Below are 19,137 nucleotides of genomic sequence, written 5' to 3'. Positions count from 1 at the left end.
GGCCCGCCATTTCAGCGATTCACGAGCCTGGTGCTTATCGGGCGTAGTACTCGACGACCAGCTGCTCGTCGCACATCACCGGGACCTCGGAACGCTGCGGGGCACGGATCACCGTGGTGCGCAGGTCCTCGAGAACCGTGGAGAGGTACGGCGCGGTCGGGCCGTCGATGTGGGTGCCGGTCGCCGCGATCTGGAACGGCGGCTTCTGCCGGCTCGTCTCCTTGACCTCGATGACCTGACCCGGCTTGAGCTTGTAGCCCGGGCGGTCCACCTTCTTGCCGTCCACGGTGAAGTGACCGTGCACGACCAGCTGGCGGGCCTGGTAGATGGTCCGGGTGAAACCGGCGCGGAAGACGGTCGCGTCCAGCCGGCGCTCGAGCAGCGTGACCATGGTCTCGCCGGTCTTGCCCTCGGCCTTGTGGGCGGCGTCGTACGCGGCCCGCATCTGGACCTCGCTGATGTTGTACTGGTGGCGCAGCCGCTGCTTCTCCAGCAGACGGACCTGGTAGTCGGAGGCCTTGCGACGGCCCCGGCCGTGCACGCCCGGCGGGAACGGCCGCCGCTCGAAGTACTTGACGCACTTACGCGTCAGAGGGATGCCGAGGGCGCGCGACAGCTTCGCCTTGGGTCGAGAGTTGTTCAACTGCGATCTCCTGTTACGGTAAGCCTTGCCTAACTTAGGTAAGCCTAACCGGTGCCCGGAGGTGCTCGTCATGCAACCCAGTCCCGCCGAGATCGCGCGCACGCTCACAGCCGGCCACCTGCCCGCCGTCGCTCACATCGCCTGCCGTCCCGGACCGATTCCGGTCAGGCACGTCACCGATGCGCAAGGACGCGTGCTCCTGCTAGTGCCCAGCGAGGGTACCCTCGCCGTCGCACTTCGCCCACAGGACGGCAACGACGACACCGCGCTGGTTCTGGACATCAAAGATGTTCCGCCCATGGCTACGTCGCCGTCGCTGGGCCGCGTCTGGGTGTCCGGGTGGGCGGTCAGACTGGAGGGTGACGACGCCCGGGCCGCCGCCCTGGACTACGCCGACACCGACGCCTGCGGTGACCTGCTGGACATCGGCGAGAGTCAGTCGCTGTACCGGATGGACGTCGCCGAGGTCCGTTACGAACGTCACGAGAAGCTCGTCGAGGTCGACCCGGACGACTACGCCGAGGCCACCCCGGACCCGCTGCGCACCGTCGAGTTCGACCTGATCGCCGACCTGGCCGACCACCACACCGCCGAGATGAGCGATTACGTGCGCCGCCAGCTGGGCCGGAACGCCCGCCCCGGCGACGAGCCCACCGTGGTCCGGATGGACCGGTACGGCTTCCTGGTCCGGATGGGTGGCCGCAGCGCCCGCCTGGCCTTCCCCCGCCCGGTCACCGACCGGCACGATCTGGCGCACCTGCTGCACCCGATCCTCTGCCGGCGCTGCTGCGACGGCAGCGCCGCCTAGAACGAGACGGGATCCCGCGGCCGTCCTTCTGCCGCCGTCAGGCCGCGGGATCCCGTCTTCGAGCCCTGCCACCCGGTGCCGCGGGTGGCAGGGCTCACACCATCTACAGCGACAGGATGCGCTCGAGGAACTCCCGGTAGCCGCGCATCGCCATCCGCATGCTCTCGGTGTCCGGCGCGCCGTTGCCCCGTAGCGGGTCCAGCTCGTCCCGCTCGGCCAGCAGCACCTCGGTCAGCTCGTTCACCGCGTCGGTGAGCAGGTCGTGCGCCCGGGTCAGAGCCCGCTCCGGGTCGTCGACGAACTCCGCCTTCACCTCGTGCCAGGCCGCCCGGAAGTGCCGGGCGGCGTCCTCGTCCCAGATCGTGCGGCCGGTCACCAGCTCCTCGGCGGCCTGCTCGCTCGCCGGGGCCGGCTCGTGGACGGAACGGCGGCCGGCCCGGCGGACCGGCTCGGCGTCCTCCAGGCTCGCCGACCGGCGGGCCGGCTCCGGGCGCACCACCGGAACGGCGATGGTCAGCGACTCGGCCGCGGGCGGGAAAGCCTGTTCCGCCGGGGTGTAGGCCTGGTCCGCCGCCGGCGGGAGAGCCTGGAAGTCCGGCGGCGTGGCCACCGGTGCGGCGGGCGCGGCCGGCGTGGCGACCGACGCCACACCGAAGGCCTCCGGGGTACGCCCGAGGCTGTACCCGGACGGCGCGAACCCGTAGCCACCCTCGGCCGACGCCGGCAGTCCCGGGTATCCGCCCTGCTCCGACGCCTGGTCGATGGTCAGGTCCGGTGGGGTGCGGGTGGCCGGGATCTGCACCGCCGCGGACCCGGTGGCGGGCTGCGCGGGCGACACCGGCGCCGGCGCGGCCGGGTCGTCGGGCTCCTCGGCCTGCTCCGGCAGCCCGGACACCGGCTGCAGGTTGCCCGCCGGGTGGTCGGGGGTGAAGTCGGCGGCCGAGTACGGGTTCGGCGGGTATGCCGGCGACACCGGGACCCCGGAGGTGGGCGTGGCCGGAGCCGTGCCGGGCACCGTGGCCCAGCCCGCGGCCGGGCGTGCCGAGTCGGCCGGGGCCTGACCGGGCGCCTCCTCGGCCGGCTCGCCGGCTCCGTCCGGGCCGGCCTCGCCGGTCTGGGCGTACCCGGGGGCCGCTGCCCGTCCGTTCATGTCCTCACGTCCGTTCTCGTCGCTGGGTTCCGCCGGCTCGGCGGCGTCGTCCTCGTCCTGGCCGGCGTCCCGCGGCGTCGGGTCCGCGGGTTCGTCCGCCGCGGTGGTCCCCTCGTCGGCCGGCTCGTCGCCGACCTGAGCCTCACCGGGTCCGCTCTCGTCCACCGGCTCGGCGCCGGTGTCGCCGAAGAAGGATCTCCCGGCGCCTCCGCCGAGGCCGAAGCCTCCGAAGGAGCCGGCGGGCGGTTCCTCGGACTGTACGTCCTGGCCGGGTTCCGCCCGATCCCCCGAGGGCCCCGAGTGATCAGGATCGCCGTGCTGCCCGGTGACCGGCGGGTGGTTCGTGGCGGGCTGGTGCGGGACCCGCCCCGCCGCCCGGTTCAGGCCGAACGGGTCGGCCTCGCTGTTCGGGTGGCGGGTGGCCGAGGCGATCGGCGCCAGCGGCGGGATCGGCCGGCTGCGGAAGGTGCCCAGCAGGGAGCCGGCCAGCAGGTCGGCGGGAGTCTCCGGCGGTTCGGGCGGACGTGGCGGCAGCGGCTCGGGTGGGCCCTCCCGCTCCGGCCGGACCTGCCAGAAGCGGGCCAGGCCAGGGGAGGGCCGGGTGTTGTCGGGGCTGGACGTCGGCTCCATCTCGGTTCACCACTCCCGTCGCGAGGCCGCGCCGCCGCCGAGGGCGGCGGGAGCCGGGCAGTCTGGCACGTACCGCGCTTCCCGGCGACGGTACCGCTGTACCCCGCCGAGCACACCCCCGGTTACCGGATCGTGGGCCTACCACCGGCGGCGGGAGGGATGGGGGACAATCGTCAATCGTGTCCGTACCCGAAGCAGAGACCACCCTGGACCCGGCGATCGCCGACCGGCTCAAGCGCACGCCCGACGGCCTCGTCGCGGCCGTCGTGCAGGAGCACGGCACCGGCGACGTCCTGATGCTCGCCTGGATGGACGACGAGGCGCTGCATCGCACCCTGACCACCGGCAAGGCCACCTACTGGTCCCGCAGCCGCGGCGAGTACTGGGTGAAGGGCGCGACCTCGGGCCACCACCAGCGGGTGGTGAAGGTGTCGCTGGACTGTGACGGCGACGCCCTGCTGGTCACCGTGGTGCAGACCGGCGCGGCCTGCCACACCGGCACGCACACCTGTTTCACCGACGACCTGTTGGAGGGCCAGTGACCAGTGGAGTGGTGAGCCCGGACGAGACCGGCTTCCTGGAGCGGTCGCGCCGGACCCGGGTGGTCCCGGTGACCCGCAAGGTGCTGGCCGACGGGGAGACCCCGGTCGGGGTCTACACCAAACTGGCCGGTGGGCCGGGCACCTTCCTGCTGGAGTCGGCGGAGCAGGGCCTGGCCTGGTCGCGGTACTCGTTCATCGGGGTGCGCAGCGCGGCGACGCTGGTCGAGCGGGACGGGCAGGCGGCCTGGCTGGGCACGCCGCCGTCCGGGGTGCCGCACGGCGGCGACCCGGTGGTGGCGCTGCGCGAGACGGTGGCGGCGCTGACCGGCGGCGAGCCCGACGGGAGCCTGCCGCCGCTGACCGGGGGCATGGTCGGCTACCTCAGCTACGACCTGGTCCGCCGGTTCGAGAAGCTGCCGTCCACCTCGGCCGACGACCTGCGGCTGCCCGAGCTCGGGATGATGCTCGCCACCGACCTGGTGGTCCTGGACCACCACGAGGGCTCGGCGCTGCTGGTGGCCAACGCGGTGCTGGACGAGGACGCCGGCGACGCGGCCCGGCTCGCCGCGTACCACCAGGCGGTGGGCCGGCTCGACGCGATGACCACCGCCCTGTCCCGGCCCACCCCGCCGATGGTGTCCCTGGTGGACCGGCGGCCGGCCGGGGAGCCGGTCAGCCGCACCCTGCCCGGGGACTACCAGAAGTCGGTGGAGGAGGCCAAGGAGGCGATCCGGGCCGGCGAGTGCTTCCAGATCGTGGTGGCGCAGCGGTTCGAGCGGCCCACCGACGCGAACGCCCTCGACGTCTACCGGGTGCTGCGGGCCACCAACCCCAGCCCGTACATGTACCTGCTGCGTTTCGACGACTTCGACATCGTCGGCTCGTCGCCGGAGGCGCACCTGAAGGTCAGCGCCAACCGGACCGCGCTGCTGCACCCGATCGCCGGGACCCGCTGGCGCGGCGCCACCCCGGAGCAGGACGCGGCGCTCGCCGCCGAGCTGCTGGCCGACCCGAAGGAACGCTCCGAGCACGTCATGCTGGTCGACCTGGGCCGCAACGACCTGGGCCGGGTGTGCGAGCCGGGTTCGGTGGAAGTGCCGGAGTTCGCCCGGATCGAGCGGTACAGCCACGTCATGCACATCGTGTCGACGGTGGTCGGCCGGCTGCGGGCGGACCGGTCGGCGTTCGACGCGCTGGCCGCGACGTTCCCGGCCGGGACGCTGTCCGGCGCGCCGAAGGTCCGGGCCATGGAGATCATCGAGAGCCTGGAGCCGACCCGCCGCGGCCTGTACGGCGGCACGGTCGGCTACTTCGGTTTCGCCGGCGACATGGACATGGCGATCGCGATCCGGACCGCGCTGCTCAAGGACGGTGTCGCCTACGTCGGGGCGGGCGCCGGCATCGTGGCCGACTCGGACCCGGCCGCCGAGGAGACCGAGACCCGGAACAAGGCCGCCGCGGTGCTCGCCGCGATCGCGTCCGCGGAGACCCTGCGCGCCGCCCGATGACCCGGCAACGGCTCGCCGCGGTCGTCGCCTGCCTGGCCGGCGCGGCCCTCACCCTGTACGCGGTGACCCGCGTCTGGGCGGTCCAGGTGGAGCAGCGGCCCGGCCTGTCCGACCTGCGCACCGAGCAGACCGGCTCGGACGTGCAGCCGTGGCTGACCGGCCTGGCGCTGGTGGCGCTGGCCGGCGCGGGCGCGCTGCTGGCCACCCGGGGCGTGGCCCGGCGGGTGCTGGGCGTGCTGCTGGCGCTGTCCGGTGCCGGGATCGCGGTGGGCGCGGTGCTGGCCCGGGCGGGCGTCGACCCGGGCGCGGCCGGCCCGGCCGGCACGGCGTGGCCGGTGGCGTGCGTCCTCGGGGGCGCGGCGGTGGTGGCGGGCGGCGTGGTCACGGCGCGGCACGGCCACCGGTGGGCGGCGATGTCGTCACGGTACGAGCGGCGCCCGGCCGCGGAGACGGCGGCCGTGAACGAGACACCCGACGGCCGGGCGCTCTGGGACGCCCTGGACCGCGGGGAGGACCCGACCGCCCGTTAGCGGGCGCTGGCGAGCGGTTTGGCCCGCTTGCCGGCCCGCAGCCGGTGGCTCGGGGCGGGCCCGGCGGCGAGCATGGCGGCCACGGCGCGGGCGGTCTCCGCGCGGGCGGCCTCACGGGCGCGGTCGGCCTGCATGGCGTCCCACGCGTTCTCCCGGGCGGTGCGCACGTTGGCGGGGCCGACGACGGCGCGCTGCACGCCGGTGGCGACCTCGGCCGCCACGGAGACGAGGACCCGCGAGACGAGGGCGAAATTCATCGGCTGGTGTGAGTCTGTGGCCATGGGGTCGACTCCGCATCATCGTCCGGCTGGCTGGCGGTGCGCGGACGCACCGGGGACAAGTCTGCCCGACTCACATGATGGTGGAGTCCTATTTCCGCACGGTGACGCCGCCGTCAACGAAGGGATGGCATCGGCCGAAAGGGGGAAGGAAGCCTGCACAGGGCTTCGCGGCGGATCGCCGAATGTGAAGGATGAGACATCGGTGACAGGCAGCCTGGCATTATGCCGCAGTCCATTCCGTGAGGCGCGCCATACCCCCAGGAGGTCGTCACACCCTGTCACCTCCTAGCATCAGGCCGAAGACACCCGGAGAGGGGAGTCATTAGGTGACATCCGATCAGCAGGCAGCGGGCAGTGGCGGTCCCGCTCGCGGAGCGGCACAGCAGAACGTCCTCGAGGAGATCCTCGCCGGCGTCCGGGAGGACGTCGCGGCGCGGCAGGCACAGGTGCCCCTCGAGAGAGTCCGGGAGCTCGCGGCGGCGGCCCCGCCGGCGATCGACGCGTACGCGGCCCTGCGCAAGCCGGGCGTGGCGGTCATCGCCGAGGTGAAGCGGGCCTCCCCGTCGAAGGGCGCGCTCGCCGACATCCCGGACCCGGCCGAGCTGGCCGGGGAGTACGCGGCCGGTGGCGCCCGCTGCATCAGCGTGCTCACCGAGGGCCGCTGGTTCGGCGGTTCGCTGGACGATCTGGCCGCGGTGCGGGCCGCGGTGAAGATCCCGGTGCTGCGCAAGGACTTCGTGGTCTCCAGCTACCAGATCCACGAGGCCCGCGCGCACGGCGCCGACCTGGTGCTGCTGATCGTGGCGGCGCTGGAGCAGAACGTTCTGGTCGGCCTCCTGGAGCGCATCGAGTCGCTGGGCATGACCGCCCTCGTCGAGGTGCACAACGAGGAGGAGGCGGACCGGGCACTGGAGGCGAACGCGAAGGTGATCGGGGTGAACGCCCGCGACCTGCGCACCCTCGAGGTGGACCGGTCGGTCTTCGAGCGGATCGCGCCGGGCCTGCCGCAGAACGTCGTGAAGATCGCCGAGTCCGGTGTCCGCGGCCCGCACGACCTGATCCGGTACGCGTCGGCCGGCGCCGACGCGGTGCTGGTCGGGGAGGGCCTGGTGACCCAGAAGTCGCCGCGGGACGCGGTGGCCGAGCTGGTCAACGCGGGCAACCACCCGGCGACGCCGCGGCCGGTCCGATGACCGCGGAGACGCTGCCGGATCTGGCCGGGCACTTCGGCCGGTACGGCGGCCGGTTCGTCCCGGAGGCGCTGATCAAGGCCCTGGACGAGCTGGACGCCGCGTACCGGTCGGCCAAGGCGGATCCGGAGTTCCAGGCGCGGTTCCAGGATCTGCTGCTCAACTACGCGGGCGTGCCGTCGCTGCTGTACCGGGCGACCCGGCTGTCCGAGGCGCTCGGCGCGGACATCTGGCTCAAGCGTGAGGACCTGAACCACACCGGCGCCCACAAGGTGCGCAACGTGCTGGGCCAGGCGCTGCTCGCCAAGCGGATGGGCAAGCCCCGGGTGATCGCCGAGACCGGCGCCGGCCAGCACGGTGTGGCCAGCGCGACCGCGGCCGCCCTGCTGGACCTGGAGTGCGTGGTCTACATGGGCGAGACCGACACCCAGCGGCAGGCGCTGAACGTGGCCCGGATGCGGATGCTCGGCGCGACGGTGATCCCGGTGACGAACGGGTCCCGTACCCTCAAGGACGCTCTCAACGAGGCGCTGCGGGACTGGGTGTCCACCGTCGACACCACGCACTACCTGCTCGGCACCGCGGCCGGGCCGCATCCGTTCCCGGAGCTGGTGCGCGACTTCGTCGGCGGCATCGGCGTGGAGGCCCGGGCGCAGAGCCTGGAGCAGATCGGCCGGCTGCCGGACGCGGTGGCGGCGTGCGTGGGCGGCGGGTCGAACGCGATCGGCATCTTCCACGCCTTCGTTCCGGACGAGAGCGTGCGGCTGTACGGGTTCGAGGCCGGCGGCGACGGTGTGGAGACCGGCCGGCACGCGGCGTCGATCACCGGCGGTTCGGTGGGGGTGCTGCACGGCAACCGCACCTACCTACTGCAGGACGACGACGGGCAGACCATCGAGTCGCATTCGATCTCGGCGGGCCTGGACTATCCCGGCGTCGGCCCGGAGCACGCCTGGCTGCACGACGCGGGCCGGGCGGTGTACGAGCCGGTCACCGACGGCGAGGCGATGGCCGCGTTCCAGCTGCTGTGCCGGACCGAGGGCATCATCCCGGCGATCGAGAGCGCGCACGCGCTCGCGGGCGCCGCGAAGATCGCGCCCCGGCTGCGCGAGGAGCTGGGCCGCACGCCGACGATCGTGGTGAACCTGTCCGGCCGCGGTGACAAGGACGTGCACACCGCGGGCGCGTACTTCGGGATCCTGGACCAGGCGGAGACGATCGTCCCCGGGGAGAACACGTGAGCATCTCGGAGACCTTCGCCAAGGCGAAGTCGGAGAACCGCGCGGTGCTGATCGGCTGCATGCCGGCCGGATTCCCGACGGTCGACCACAGCATCGAGCAGATGATCGCGATGCACGAGGCCGGCTGCGACGTGATCGAGGTCGAGCTGCCGTACTCGGACCCGGTGATGGACGGCCCGGTGATCCAGAAGGCGAGCGACATCGCGCTCGCCAACGGGGTCCGCACCCGGCACACCCTCAAGATCATCGAAGCGGTCGCGTCGGCCGGGGCCACCGTCGTGCTGATGACGTACTGGAACCCGATCGAGAAGTACGGCGTCGACGCGTTCGCCCGTGACCTGGCCGCGGCCGGCGCCACCGGGCTGATCACGCCGGACCTGATCCCGGACGAGGCGGGCGAGTGGATCGCCGCCTCCGACCGGCACAAGATCGACCGGACGTTCCTGGTCGCGCCGTCGTCGACCGACGAGCGGATCCGGATGACCCTGGAGAACTGCCGCGGCTTCGTCTACGCGACCGCGCTGATGGGTGTCACCGGCGCCCGTACCAGCGTCTCCTCGCAGGCCCCGGACCTGGTCGCGCGGATCCGTGCGATCGATGAGGACCTGCCGGTCGGCGTCGGCCTCGGGGTCGGCACCGGCGAGCAGGCCGCCGAGGTGGCCGCGTTCGCCGACGGTGTGATCGTCGGCAGCGCCCTGATCCGCAGTGTTCTGGAGGCCCCGGACCGGGCGGCCGGTCTGGCGAGCCTGCGCGCGCTCAGCGCCGAGCTGGCCGAGGGCGTCCGGAGCTGAGCGAAAGAGGGCACCGGCCGGGAAAGATTGGCCGGTGCCCGGGCATCGCGGGATGGCTGAACGGCTGTACCGTGTGCACCCGTGAACATCGCCGCCATCCCCAGTCCCACCGAGTCGGTGTGGCATGTGCTCGGGTTCCCGATCCGCGCGTACGCGCTGTGCATCATCGCCGGCATGGTCGTCGCGACGCTCCTGATGGAGCAGCGCCTGCGCCACCGCGGCGTGGCTCCGTGGGTCTCGCTGGACCTGGTGGTCTGGGCGGTGCCGTTCGGCATCATCGGCGCCCGGATCTACCACCTGATCACCTCCCCGCAGGAATACTTCGGCTCCGGCGGTGACCCGATCCGCGCCTTCTACATCTGGGAGGGTGGCCTCGGCATCTGGGGCGCGGTGGCCGGCGGCGCGCTCGGCGCCTGGATCGCGGCCCGGCAGATGGGCCTCCCGCTGAGCATCTTCGCCGACACCCTCGCGCCGGCGCTGCCGGTGGCGCAGGCGATCGGCCGGCTCGGCAACTGGTTCAACAACGAGCTGTACGGCAGCCCGACCACCCTGCCGTGGGGCCTGGAAGTGCACGACATGGACTCGTCGAACCAGGGCCACGCCAAGATGGTCGACGGTGAGCCGGTGACGCTGACCGGGCTCTACCACCCGGCGTTCCTCTACGAGCTGCTGTGGAACCTGGGCGTCGCCGCGATGGTGTGGCTGCTGGACCGTAAGTTCAAGTTCGGCCGCGGCCGCGCGTTCGCGCTGTACGTGATGGGTTACACCGCCGGCCGCCTGTGGATCGAGATGCTCCGCGAGGACACCGCGACCCTCTTCTTCGGCGTCCGGGTCAACGTGTACGTGTCGATCCTGGTGTTCCTCGGCGCGGCGATCTACTTCGCCGTCGTCCGCGGCCCCCGCGACTACGTGGTCCCGGCCGACGCCCCGGACACCGCCGAGGCCGCGCACGAGAAGTCCGGGAACGACGTCTCGCAGGTCGACGTGGAGGCGGCGGCGAAGGCGCCGGCGAACCGGCAGCCGACCGCGTACCAGGTGGTCAGCGAGGAACGGTTCCGGGAGTACCAGCGCACCGGTGTGCTGCCCGCCGAGAGCACCACCGAGCCGGTGCCCGCCACGGTGGGCGAACCGGACAAGACCGACGAGAACTGACGCCGGGACCTCGGGCGATGCGGACAGCCGTGGTGGTGGGCGCCGGGATGGCCGGCCTGGCCGCGGCGGGCGCGCTGTCGCGGTCCGGCTGGCGGGTGACGGTCCTGGAACGGGCCGAGCGGATCGCCGCCCCGCCGACCGCTGTGGTGCTGTGGCCCAACGGGCTGCGGGCGCTGCACGCGCTGGACGCCGACGGTGGCTGGGCGGCGATCGCGTCGCCGCTGCCGGACGGTGGGGTCCGCCGCCCGGACGGGCAGTGGCTGGTCGCGCCGCGGGCCCGCACCGGGGTGGCGCCGGCGCCGGCCGCCGCCCACCTGGAGGACGTGTACGACGCCCTGGTCGCGGGTCTCGGTGACGCGGAGGTCCGCACCGGTTTCGAGGCGACCACGGTGCGCACCGGCCCGCGGGAACGCCCGGCGGTCGGTGACGGCCGCACCATGATCGAGGCGGATCTACTGGTCGGCGCGGATGGCATCGACAGCCGGGTGCGGGCCTCGGTGGCGCCCGAGTCGGTGGCCGTCGGGTCCGGTTTCGCCGCCTGGCAGGCCGTGATCCCGGCGTTCCGGCTGCCACGCGCCGACGAGAGCCGCTGTGCCGGCGGGGAGACGCTGGGCGCCGGCTACCGGTTCGTGGCGATCCCGCTGGGGGAGCGGGCCGCCGGCCGGGGCGGTGTGTATTGGGTGGCCACCGCGGCCGGCGCGGCCCGTCCCGAGTCGCCCGCCACCCAGCTGGCGCTGCTGCGGCGCTGGTTCGCCGGCTGGCACGAGCCGGTCGGCGCGCTGCTGGACGCCACCCGCCCGGAGGACCTGGTGCCGCAGGGCGTCCGGGAGCTGCGGCCGCTGCCACGCTCCTACGGTTTCGCGTGCGGTTCCGGCGCTGTGGTGCTGATCGGGGACGCCGCCCACGCCATGCCGCACCATCTGGGTCAGGGCGCCTGCCTGGCGTTCGAGGACGCGGCGACGCTGTCCGCGCTGGCCGCCACCGCGCAGCCGGGCGCCGATCTGCACGCGGCGGTGGACGCCTACAGCCGTCTGCGCCGTCCGCGTACCACCACGGTGGTCCGGCAGAACCGGCGGATGTCCGCGGTGGTCCAGGCCCGCGGCCGGCTCGCGTTGCGGGCCCGCGACGCCGCGCTCAATCACATGCGCCCGCGGATGCTGGCGCATCCGGGCGCCGATTGGACCCCTCCGGAATAGGCCGGGCGTTTTCCTTCCGCTTTTTCAACCGCCTTTTTCGTACGCCGTGAATCGTGTCCGCCGATTTCGCCCGTGCCGGGAGTCCTGCGCGAGGTTCGCGGCTCACCGGGCCGTTGCGCGCCTTTCGGGCGAGGCGGTGGGTTCCGGCTGGTTCTCCGGGCTGTCTCACCGCCCGTGAGACAGCCCGGAGAACCAGCCGGGGGTTACGGCGTGGAACATCTCACAGCGTCGTTCACCCGTACGACACCGTGCTGAGCCGTGGGCCGATGGCGTGCTCGGCGGCGTCGGGGCCACGAATTGGTAAGGAGCCCAGAGACCTGGACTCCTTACCGCGTACCATCATGTGGGAACTGTGACCAATCGCGGACGCCGTGCCGGACCGCGTGCCGTCACAGCGGCACCGCCGCCGGCTCGGCGATGCAGGCGGTGCCCACCCGGCGGAACCCGACCCGGGTGTAGAGCCGCGCCACGTCGTCGTCCCCGGCCGAAAGGAACACCAGCTCCGTGCCGCCGGCCACCAGCCGGCCGCTGAGCGTCGCGGTGAGCTGGGAGGCGTACCCGCGGCGCCGCGCCGACGGCAGCGTCGCCACCCCGACCACCTCGGCCACGTCACCGTCGCGCTGGCTGGTCGCGGTGGCCACGATCCCCTCGTCCGGCGACTCGGCCACCGCCGTCAGGAACGCCCCGCCGGCGAACATCTCCCGCGCGTGACGCACCGCGTCCGCGGACAGCGGCTCGGCGGCGTCCCGCTCGGCGGGCCCGGCACCCTGGATGAGCAGCGTCTTCTCGGCCACCTCCAGCGGCGCCCGGTAGGCCGGGGCGGCGAACCCGAGCCGGCTGACGGTCCGTGAGGCGTGCAGGTCGGCGGCGAACGTGGGGGCCGCCGGGTCGAGGTAGCGCAGGGTCGCGCCGCGCAGCGGCAGGTCCGGCACGAGCGCCGCCGGGTCGAGCACCAGCAGCGGCGCGAGCAGCACGTCCAGGCCGGCCGACCGGGCCACCGCCAGCAGGTCCGGGGTGGTCTCGTGAACCCACTCGAACGTCTCGGGAAGGCCCAGGTCGCGCTGCCGGGCGCGGACCTCGGTGATCTCAGCGGCCGAAGGGGTGGGCGAACCCGGTCTCGGACGGGCATAGTAGGGCCAGCCCTCTCCCTCGCGGATGAAGAGAACGAGCGATCCGATCTCCTCGGTCCGCGCCCAGGGGCGGGGCATAGCGTCGTAGAACCGTTCGAGTCGGTCGAAGAGGCCGGAATCCGCTGGCGCCATCGCGCGAGACTACCGGTCGGCGCACCGGCTGTGCTATTCAGATCGTCCGCGGATCGCAGCGCGATCGGCACCAGGTGTGATCAATCCGCATCTGGCGGAGATCAGAGCCTCTTAACGTAGACTCAAGAGACTTTGCAGGGCCGACGTCGTCCCGACCTCAGAATGAAACACCAGTGACGACAGGAGGCCCGGTGGCATATCCGCACCCCCAGGGGCTTTATGACCCTCAGTCGGAGCGAGACGCCTGTGGTGTCGCATTTGTTGCCGACATTCACGGCCGTCGCTCCCACGATGTGGTGGCCAAGGGCCTGTCCGCGCTGATCCGCCTCGATCACCGGGGCGCGCGCGGAGCCGAGCAGAACACCGGTGACGGCGCCGGCATCATGATCCAGGTCCCGGACGCCTACTACCGCGCGATCGCCGGCTTCGAGCTGCCGCCCGCCGGGTCGTACGCGACCGGCCTCGTGTTCCTGCCGACGGACCCCGACGATGCGGCCCGTGCGATCAAGGTCTTCGAGAAGTACACGCTCGTCGAGGGCGGCGAGGTGCTCGGCTGGCGTGACGTGCCGGTCGACCCGTCCGACCTGGGCGCCACCGCCGAGGACGCCCGGCCCGCGATCCGCCAGGTGTTCCTGGCCGCGCACCGGCTCGTCGACTCGGCCGCCGGCCCGGCCGGCGCGCAGCTGAGCGGCCTCGAACTGGACCGGGTCGCGTTCTGCATCCGCAAGCAGGCCGAGCGGGAGACCTCGCAGCGTGGCGTCGCGGCGTACCTTCCGTCGCTGTCCTCGCGCACCATCACCTACAAGGGCATGCTCACGCCCGAGCAGCTTCCGGACTTCTTCCCGGACCTGGTCGACGCGCGGGTCGACTCGGCGATCGCCCTGGTGCACTCCCGGTTCTCGACGAACACGTTCCCGTCGTGGCCGCTGGCCCACCCGTACCGGCTGATCGCCCACAACGGTGAGATCAACACGATCCGCGGCAACAAGAACTGGATGGCCGCCCGCGAGGCGCTGCTGTCGTCGCCGAACCTGCCCGGCAACATCAAGCGGCTCTTCCCGATCAACTCGCCGGAGGCGTCCGACTCCGCCAGCTTCGACGAGGTCCTCGAGCTGCTGCACCTGGCCGGCCGCAGCCTGCCGCACGCGGTGCTGATGATGATCCCGGAGGCGTGGGAGAACGACCCGGAGATGGACCCGGCCCGCAAGGCCTTCTACCGGTTCCACGCGAGCCTGATGGAGCCGTGGGACGGCCCGGCCGCCGTCGCGTTCACCGACGGCGCGATCATCGGCGCCGTGCTGGACCGCAACGGCCTGCGCCCCGGCCGCTGGTGGCACACCCGCGACGGCCTGGTCGCGCTCGGCTCCGAGGCCGGCATCATCGACGTCGACCCGGCCGACGTGATCGCCAAGGGACGGCTCCAGCCGGGCAACATGTTCCTGGTCGACACCACCGCCGGGCGCATCGTGCACGACGCCGAGATCAAGGCCGAGCTGGCCGCCGCCGAGCCGTACGCGGAATGGCTGCACGCCGGGCTGATCGAGCTGAACGACCTGCCCGCCCGCGAGCACGTCATCTACACCCACGACTCGGTCACCCGCCGCCAGCAGGTCTTCGGCTACACCGAGGAAGAACTGAAGATCATGGTGGCGCCGATGGCCCGGGGCGGCGCCGAGCCGCTCGGGTCGATGGGCACCGACACCCCGATCTCGCCGCTGTCGACCCGCCCGCGCCTGCTGTTCGACTACTTCCACCAGCTGTTCGCGCAGGTCACCAACCCGCCGTTGGACGCCATCCGGGAAGAGATGGTCACCAGCCTGGCGATGACGATCGGCCCCGAGGGCAACCTGCTCGACCCGGGCCCGGCCAGCTGCCGGCAGATCGTCCTGCCCTACCCGGTGATCGACAACGACGAGCTCGCCAAGATCCTGTCGATCGACGAGGACGGCGACCTGCCCGGCTTCAAGGCCGTCCGGGTCTCCGGGCTGTACCCGCTGCGCGACGGCGCGGCCGGCATCAAGGCCCGGCTCACCCAGATCTGCCGGCACGTGTCGGAGGCGATCGAGGACGGCGTGCGCATCCTCGTGCTGTCCGACCGCGACTCCAACGCCGACCTGGCGCCGATCCCGTCGCTGCTGCTCACCGCGGCCGTGCACCAGCACCTGGTGCGCGAGCAGACCCGTACCCAGGTGGCCCTGGTCGTCGAGTCCGGCGACTGCCGCGAGGTGCACCACGCGGCCACCCTGATCGGTTTCGGCGCGGCGGCCGTCAACCCGTACCTGGCGTTCGAGACCGCCGAGGACCTGATCGCCACCGGTGCGCTGGTCGGCGTCGAGCCGCGCAAGGCCGTGCGCAACTACATCAAGGCGCTCTCCAAGGGCGTCCTGAAGATCATGTCGAAGATGGGCATCTCGACCGTCTCGTCGTACTGCGGCGCCCAGGTGTTCGAGGCCGTCGGCCTGGACAACAAGCTGCTGCAGCGCTACTTCGCCGGCACCAGCGGCCGGATCGGCGGCGTCGGCCTGGCCGAGATCCACGCCGAGATCAAGGCGCGGCACGAGAAGGCGTACCCGGCGAACCGGGCCGAGCGGGCGCACCGCCGCCTCGAGGTCGGCGGCGAGTACCAGTGGCGCCGCGAGGGCGAGCTGCACCTGTTCAACCCGGAGACCGTGTTCCTGCTGCAGCACGCCACCCGCAGCAAGCAGTACGACGTCTTCAAGCGCTACACCACCAAGGTCGACGAGCTGTCCGCCCAGGCCGGGCACCTGCGCGGCCTGTTCCGGTTCAACCCGGACCGCCCCTCCATCTCCATCGACGAGGTCGAGCCGGCCAGCGAGATCGTCAAGCGGTTCTCCACCGGCGCGATGAGCTACGGCTCCATCTCCGCGGAGTCCCACGAGACCCTCGCGATCGCCATGAACCGGCTCGGCGCCAAGTCGAACACCGGCGAGGGCGGCGAGGACGTCGAGCGCCTGTACGACCCGGAGCGCCGGTCCGCGATCAAGCAGATCGCCTCCGGCCGGTTCGGTGTCACCAGCGAGTACCTGGTCAACGCCGACGACCTGCAGATCAAGATGGCGCAGGGCGCGAAGCCCGGCGAGGGCGGCCAGCTGCCCGGCAACAAGGTGTGGCCGTGGATCGGCAAGACCCGGCACGCCACCCCCGGTGTCGGCCTCATCTCGCCGCCGCCGCACCACGACATCTACTCCATCGAGGACCTGGCCCAGCTGGTCCACGACCTCAAGATGGTCAACCCGATGTCGCGGGTGCACGTCAAGCTGGTCAGCGAGATCGGCGTCGGCACCGTCGCCGCCGGTGTCGCGAAGCTCAAGGCCGACGTCATCCTGATCTCCGGCCACGACGGCGGCACCGGCGCGTCCCCGCTGAACTCGCTCAAGCACGCCGGCACCCCGTGGGAGCTGGGCCTGGCCGAGGCGCAGCAGACGCTGCTGCTCAACAAGCTCCGCGACCGGGTCACCGTGCAGGTCGACGGCCAGCTCAAGACCGGCCGTGACGTGGTCGTCGCCGCGCTGCTGGGCGCCGAGGAGTTCGGTTTCGCCACCGCGCCGCTGATCGTCTCCGGCTGCATCATGATGCGGGTCTGCCACCTGGACACCTGCCCGGTCGGCATCGCCACCCAGAACCCGGTGCTGCGCGAGCGCTTCACCGGCAAGCCCGAGTTCGTCGAGAACTTCTTCATGTTCCTCGCCGAGGAGGTCCGCGAGCTGCTGGCCGAGCTGGGCTTCCGCAGCATCGACGAGGCGATCGGCCGGGCCGAGGTGCTCGACGTGGTCGAGGCCATCGACCACTGGAAGGGCAAGGGCCTCGACCTGGCCCCGGTCCTCTACGTGCCGGAGCTGCCCGAGGGCGCCGCCCGCCGCGGTGTCGTCGCTCAGGACCACGGCCTCGAGCTGGCCCTGGACAACAAGCTGATCGAGCTGGCGCAGCCGGCCCTGACCGAGGGTCACCCGGTCAGCGCCGAACTGGCCACCCGCAACGACCAGCGCAGCGTCGGCGCCATGCTCGGCGGCGAGGTCAGCCGCCGGTACGGCGGCAACGGCCTGCCCGACGACACCATCTCCTTCACCCTGCGCGGCACCGGCGGCAACTCGTTCGGCGCCTTCCTGCCGCGCGGCGTCACCCTGCGGCTCATCGGCGACACCAACGACTACGTCGCCAAGGGCCTGTCCGGCGGCCGCGTGATCGTGCGCCCCGCCGAGGACGCGCCGTTCACGGCGGAGGAGAACACCATCGCCGGCAACACCATCCTGTACGGCGCGACCAGCGGCGAGGTGTTCCTGCGCGGCCGGGTCGGGCAGCGCTTCGCGGTCCGCAACTCCGGTGCCTCCACGGTCGTCGAGGGTGTCGGCGACCACGGCTGCGAGTACATGACCGGCGGTGTCGTGGTCGTCCTCGGCCCCACCGGCCGCAACTTCGCGGCCGGCATGAGCGGCGGCAAGGCGTTCGTGCTCGACCTCGACCAGAACCTGGTCAACCCCGAGCTGGTCGACCTCGCGCCGCTGACCGACGAGGAGCGCGACGTGCTGCGCACCCTGGTCGAGAAGCACCACGCCGAGACCGACTCGGCCGTCGCCGGCCGCCTGCTCAAGGACTGGACGGCAGCGCTGGACCGGTTCACCGCGGTGGTGCCGCGCGACTACAAGCGCGTGATGGAACTGATCAAGACCGCCGAAGCCGCCGGTCGTAACGTTGACGAGGCGGTCATGGGGGTTACCAGTGCCTGACCCTAACGGTTTCCTCCGCTACGAGCGGCAGCTGCCGAAGCGGCGCCCGGTGCCGGTGCGGATCCTGGACTTCAAGGAGGTCTACCCGCCGGCGGGCGAGGAGCTCATCCGCGACCAGGCCACCCGCTGCATGGACTGCGGCATCCCGTTCTGTCACGACGGCTGCCCGCTGGGCAACCGCATCCCGGACTGGAACGACCTGGTCCGGACCGGTGGATGGGCGGCGGCGGCGGACTCGCTGCACGCCACCAACAACTTCCCCGAGTTCACCGGCCGGCTCTGCCCCGCGCCGTGTGAGGCGGCCTGCGTGCTCGGCATCGGCGACGACCCGGTGACGATCAAGCAGGTCGAGGTGGAGATCGCCAACTACGCGTTCGGCGCGGGCCTCGTCCCGCAGCCGGCGCCGGCGGCCTCCGGCAAGTCGGTCGCGATCGTCGGGTCCGGCCCGGCCGGTCTCGCCGCCGCGCAGCAGCTGGCCCGGGCCGGGCACGCCGTGACGGTCTACGAGCGTGACGACCGCATCGGCGGCCTGCTTCGCTACGGCATCCCCGACTTCAAGATCGAGAAGCACGTCATCGACGCGCGGCTCGCTCAGATGCGTGCCGAGGGCGTCGAGTTCCAGCCGGGCGTCGACGTCGGCACCGACATCACCGCCGACGACCTGCGCGACCGGTACGACGCGGTCCTGCTCGCCGCCGGCGCCCTGGCCGGCCGGGACACCCCGGAGACCCCCGGGCGGGGCCTGAAGGGCGTCCACCTGGCCATGGAGCACCTGGTCCCGGCCAACCGGATCGTCGCGGGCCTGCAGGACTCCACCCCGATCGACGCCCGTGGCAAGCACGTCATCATCATCGGTGGCGGCGACACCGGCGCCGACTGCCTCGGCGTCGCCCACCGCCAGGGCGCCGCGTCGGTCACCCAGCTCGACCAGTACCCCCTCCCGCCCGACGTGCGCACCGGCGTCAAGGACCCGTGGCCGACCTGGCCGCTGATCCTGCGCAACTACGCCGCCCACGAGGAAGGCGGCGACCGCGTGTTCGGCGTCGCCGTGCAGGAGTTCGTCGGTGACGCCGACGGCAATCTCGTCGCGGTGCGCATCGCCGACGTGTCGGTGCAGCGCGTCGACGGCGTCCGCACCGTCGTCGTCGCCCCCGGCAGCGAACGCGAGCTGCCGGCCGACCTGGTGCTGCTCGCCATCGGCTTCGAGGGCACCGAGGATCAGCCGCTGCTGGCCCAGTTCGGGATCACCCGCAACCGGCGCAACGTCCTCGACGCCGACGCCGGCTGGCAGACCGGCGCCGAAGGGGTCTTCGTCGCCGGCGACATGCACAAGGGCGCCTCGCTGATCGTCTGGGCGATCGCCGAGGGCCGGGCCGCCGCGTCGGCGATCCACAACTACCTGGGCGCGGCCGGCGAACTGCCCGCCCCGGTCCGGTCGGACTCGCAGCCGCTGACCGTCTGATCCACC

The 19,137-nt window shown here is 72.5% G+C and carries 14 protein-coding genes and 1 pseudogene; 11 read left to right on the top strand and 4 right to left on the bottom strand.

Going from position 1 to position 19,137, the window contains the following annotated elements; translation table 11 throughout:
• Positions 1-34: 34 nt before the first annotated feature.
• Positions 35-643 carry a 30S ribosomal protein S4 gene (gene rpsD, locus ACZ3II_RS19790; protein ID WP_465519125.1) on the bottom strand — a complete coding sequence of 203 codons (609 nt, stop codon included), beginning with the start codon at positions 641-643 and terminating at the stop codon, positions 35-37.
• A gap of 70 nt (positions 644-713) precedes the next feature.
• Here rpsD and ACZ3II_RS19785 point away from each other — a divergent pair, with 70 nt between their 5' ends.
• Positions 714-1,451 (top strand): DUF2470 domain-containing protein, encoded by a 738-nt coding sequence (locus ACZ3II_RS19785; protein WP_465519124.1) that lies wholly within the window; start codon positions 714-716, stop codon positions 1,449-1,451.
• A gap of 103 nt (positions 1,452-1,554) precedes the next feature.
• Here ACZ3II_RS19785 and ACZ3II_RS19780 read toward each other — a convergent pair whose 3' ends face one another.
• Positions 1,555-3,231 (bottom strand): hypothetical protein, encoded by a 1,677-nt coding sequence (locus ACZ3II_RS19780; RefSeq protein WP_465519123.1) that lies wholly within the window; start codon positions 3,229-3,231, stop codon positions 1,555-1,557.
• A 176-nt stretch (positions 3,232-3,407) separates the two neighbouring features.
• On the opposite strand from ACZ3II_RS19780, the gene hisI reads away from it, so the two are divergent.
• From hisI to ACZ3II_RS19765, 3 genes are read left to right on the top strand one after another with little or no spacing between them, the layout of a single operon-like run.
• The gene (hisI, locus tag ACZ3II_RS19775; protein ID WP_465519390.1) at positions 3,408-3,773 is read left to right on the top strand and encodes a phosphoribosyl-AMP cyclohydrolase; all 366 of its coding nucleotides are present in this window, start codon (positions 3,408-3,410) and stop codon (positions 3,771-3,773) included.
• Complete coding sequence (locus ACZ3II_RS19770; protein WP_465519122.1) at positions 3,770-5,281, top strand: anthranilate synthase component I; 1,512 nt, start codon at positions 3,770-3,772, stop codon at positions 5,279-5,281. The genes hisI and ACZ3II_RS19770 overlap by 4 nt, the downstream gene beginning before the upstream one ends.
• Positions 5,278-5,811, top strand: a complete 534-nt coding sequence (locus tag ACZ3II_RS19765; protein WP_465519121.1) for a Trp biosynthesis-associated membrane protein — start codon at positions 5,278-5,280, stop codon at positions 5,809-5,811. The genes ACZ3II_RS19770 and ACZ3II_RS19765 overlap by 4 nt, the downstream gene beginning before the upstream one ends.
• On the opposite strand, the gene ACZ3II_RS19760 is transcribed toward ACZ3II_RS19765, so the two are convergent.
• Complete coding sequence (locus tag ACZ3II_RS19760) at positions 5,808-6,092, bottom strand: hypothetical protein (protein ID WP_465519120.1); 285 nt, start codon at positions 6,090-6,092, stop codon at positions 5,808-5,810. The two genes, ACZ3II_RS19765 and ACZ3II_RS19760, sit on opposite strands and share 4 nt — an antisense overlap.
• Positions 6,093-6,493: 401 nt before the next feature.
• Between ACZ3II_RS19760 and trpC the strand changes: the two genes are divergently transcribed.
• The 5 genes and pseudogenes from trpC (at position 6,494) to ACZ3II_RS19735 (ending at position 11,662) form a co-directional block, all read left to right on the top strand.
• Entirely contained in the window at positions 6,494-7,285 is a 792-nt protein-coding gene (gene trpC / locus ACZ3II_RS19755; protein ID WP_236642615.1) for an indole-3-glycerol phosphate synthase TrpC, read from the top strand.
• Positions 7,282-8,523 carry a tryptophan synthase subunit beta gene (trpB, locus tag ACZ3II_RS19750; protein WP_465519119.1) on the top strand — a complete coding sequence of 414 codons (1,242 nt, stop codon included), beginning with the start codon at positions 7,282-7,284 and terminating at the stop codon, positions 8,521-8,523. Before trpC ends, trpB begins: the two co-directional genes overlap by 4 nt.
• The gene (gene trpA, locus ACZ3II_RS19745) at positions 8,520-9,314 is read left to right on the top strand and encodes a tryptophan synthase subunit alpha (RefSeq protein WP_465519118.1); all 795 of its coding nucleotides are present in this window, start codon (positions 8,520-8,522) and stop codon (positions 9,312-9,314) included. The genes trpB and trpA overlap by 4 nt, the downstream gene beginning before the upstream one ends.
• An 81-nt stretch (positions 9,315-9,395) precedes the next feature.
• A pseudogene (lgt, locus tag ACZ3II_RS19740) lies at positions 9,396-10,602 on the top strand (prolipoprotein diacylglyceryl transferase); the annotation flags it as partial.
• Positions 10,484-11,662: an FAD-dependent monooxygenase gene (locus tag ACZ3II_RS19735; RefSeq protein WP_465519117.1), complete on the top strand. Its 1,179-nt coding sequence runs from the start codon at positions 10,484-10,486 to the stop codon at positions 11,660-11,662. The pseudogene lgt and the gene ACZ3II_RS19735, both read left to right, overlap by 119 nt.
• Before the next feature lie 389 nt (positions 11,663-12,051).
• On the opposite strand, the gene ACZ3II_RS19730 is transcribed toward ACZ3II_RS19735, so the two are convergent.
• Positions 12,052-12,924 (bottom strand): GNAT family N-acetyltransferase, encoded by an 873-nt coding sequence (locus ACZ3II_RS19730; RefSeq protein ID WP_465519116.1) that lies wholly within the window; start codon positions 12,922-12,924, stop codon positions 12,052-12,054.
• A gap of 173 nt (positions 12,925-13,097) precedes the next feature.
• On the opposite strand from ACZ3II_RS19730, the gene gltB reads away from it, so the two are divergent.
• Together gltB and ACZ3II_RS19720 are read left to right on the top strand one after the other, a co-directional pair.
• A complete protein-coding gene (gene gltB, locus ACZ3II_RS19725; protein ID WP_465519115.1) occupies positions 13,098-17,669 on the top strand; it encodes a glutamate synthase large subunit in 4,572 nt (1,523 codons plus the stop codon).
• Positions 17,662-19,131: a glutamate synthase subunit beta gene (locus ACZ3II_RS19720; RefSeq protein WP_465519114.1), complete on the top strand. Its 1,470-nt coding sequence runs from the start codon at positions 17,662-17,664 to the stop codon at positions 19,129-19,131. The genes gltB and ACZ3II_RS19720 overlap by 8 nt, the downstream gene beginning before the upstream one ends.
• The last annotated feature ends 6 nt before the right edge of the window (positions 19,132-19,137 follow it).

This window comes from Actinoplanes sp. NPDC019969 (assembly GCF_055562375.1).
Note: the sequence above shows the minus strand (reverse complement) of the source record. Positions and strands in the feature narration are given on the sequence as shown.

Coding starts and splice junctions, on each gene's coding strand:
- ACZ3II_RS19735 (WP_465519117.1), top strand. CDS start 10,484: ATGCGGACAGCCGTGGTGGTGGGCGCCGGGATGGCCGGCCTGGCCGCG.
- ACZ3II_RS19730 (WP_465519116.1), bottom strand. CDS start 12,924: ATGGCGCCAGCGGATTCCGGCCTCTTCGACCGACTCGAACGGTTCTAC.
- trpB (WP_465519119.1), top strand. CDS start 7,282: ATGACCGCGGAGACGCTGCCGGATCTGGCCGGGCACTTCGGCCGGTAC.
- ACZ3II_RS19785 (WP_465519124.1), top strand. CDS start 714: ATGCAACCCAGTCCCGCCGAGATCGCGCGCACGCTCACAGCCGGCCAC.
- ACZ3II_RS19765 (WP_465519121.1), top strand. CDS start 5,278: ATGACCCGGCAACGGCTCGCCGCGGTCGTCGCCTGCCTGGCCGGCGCG.
- ACZ3II_RS19760 (WP_465519120.1), bottom strand. CDS start 6,092: ATGGCCACAGACTCACACCAGCCGATGAATTTCGCCCTCGTCTCGCGG.
- ACZ3II_RS19780 (WP_465519123.1), bottom strand. CDS start 3,231: ATGGAGCCGACGTCCAGCCCCGACAACACCCGGCCCTCCCCTGGCCTG.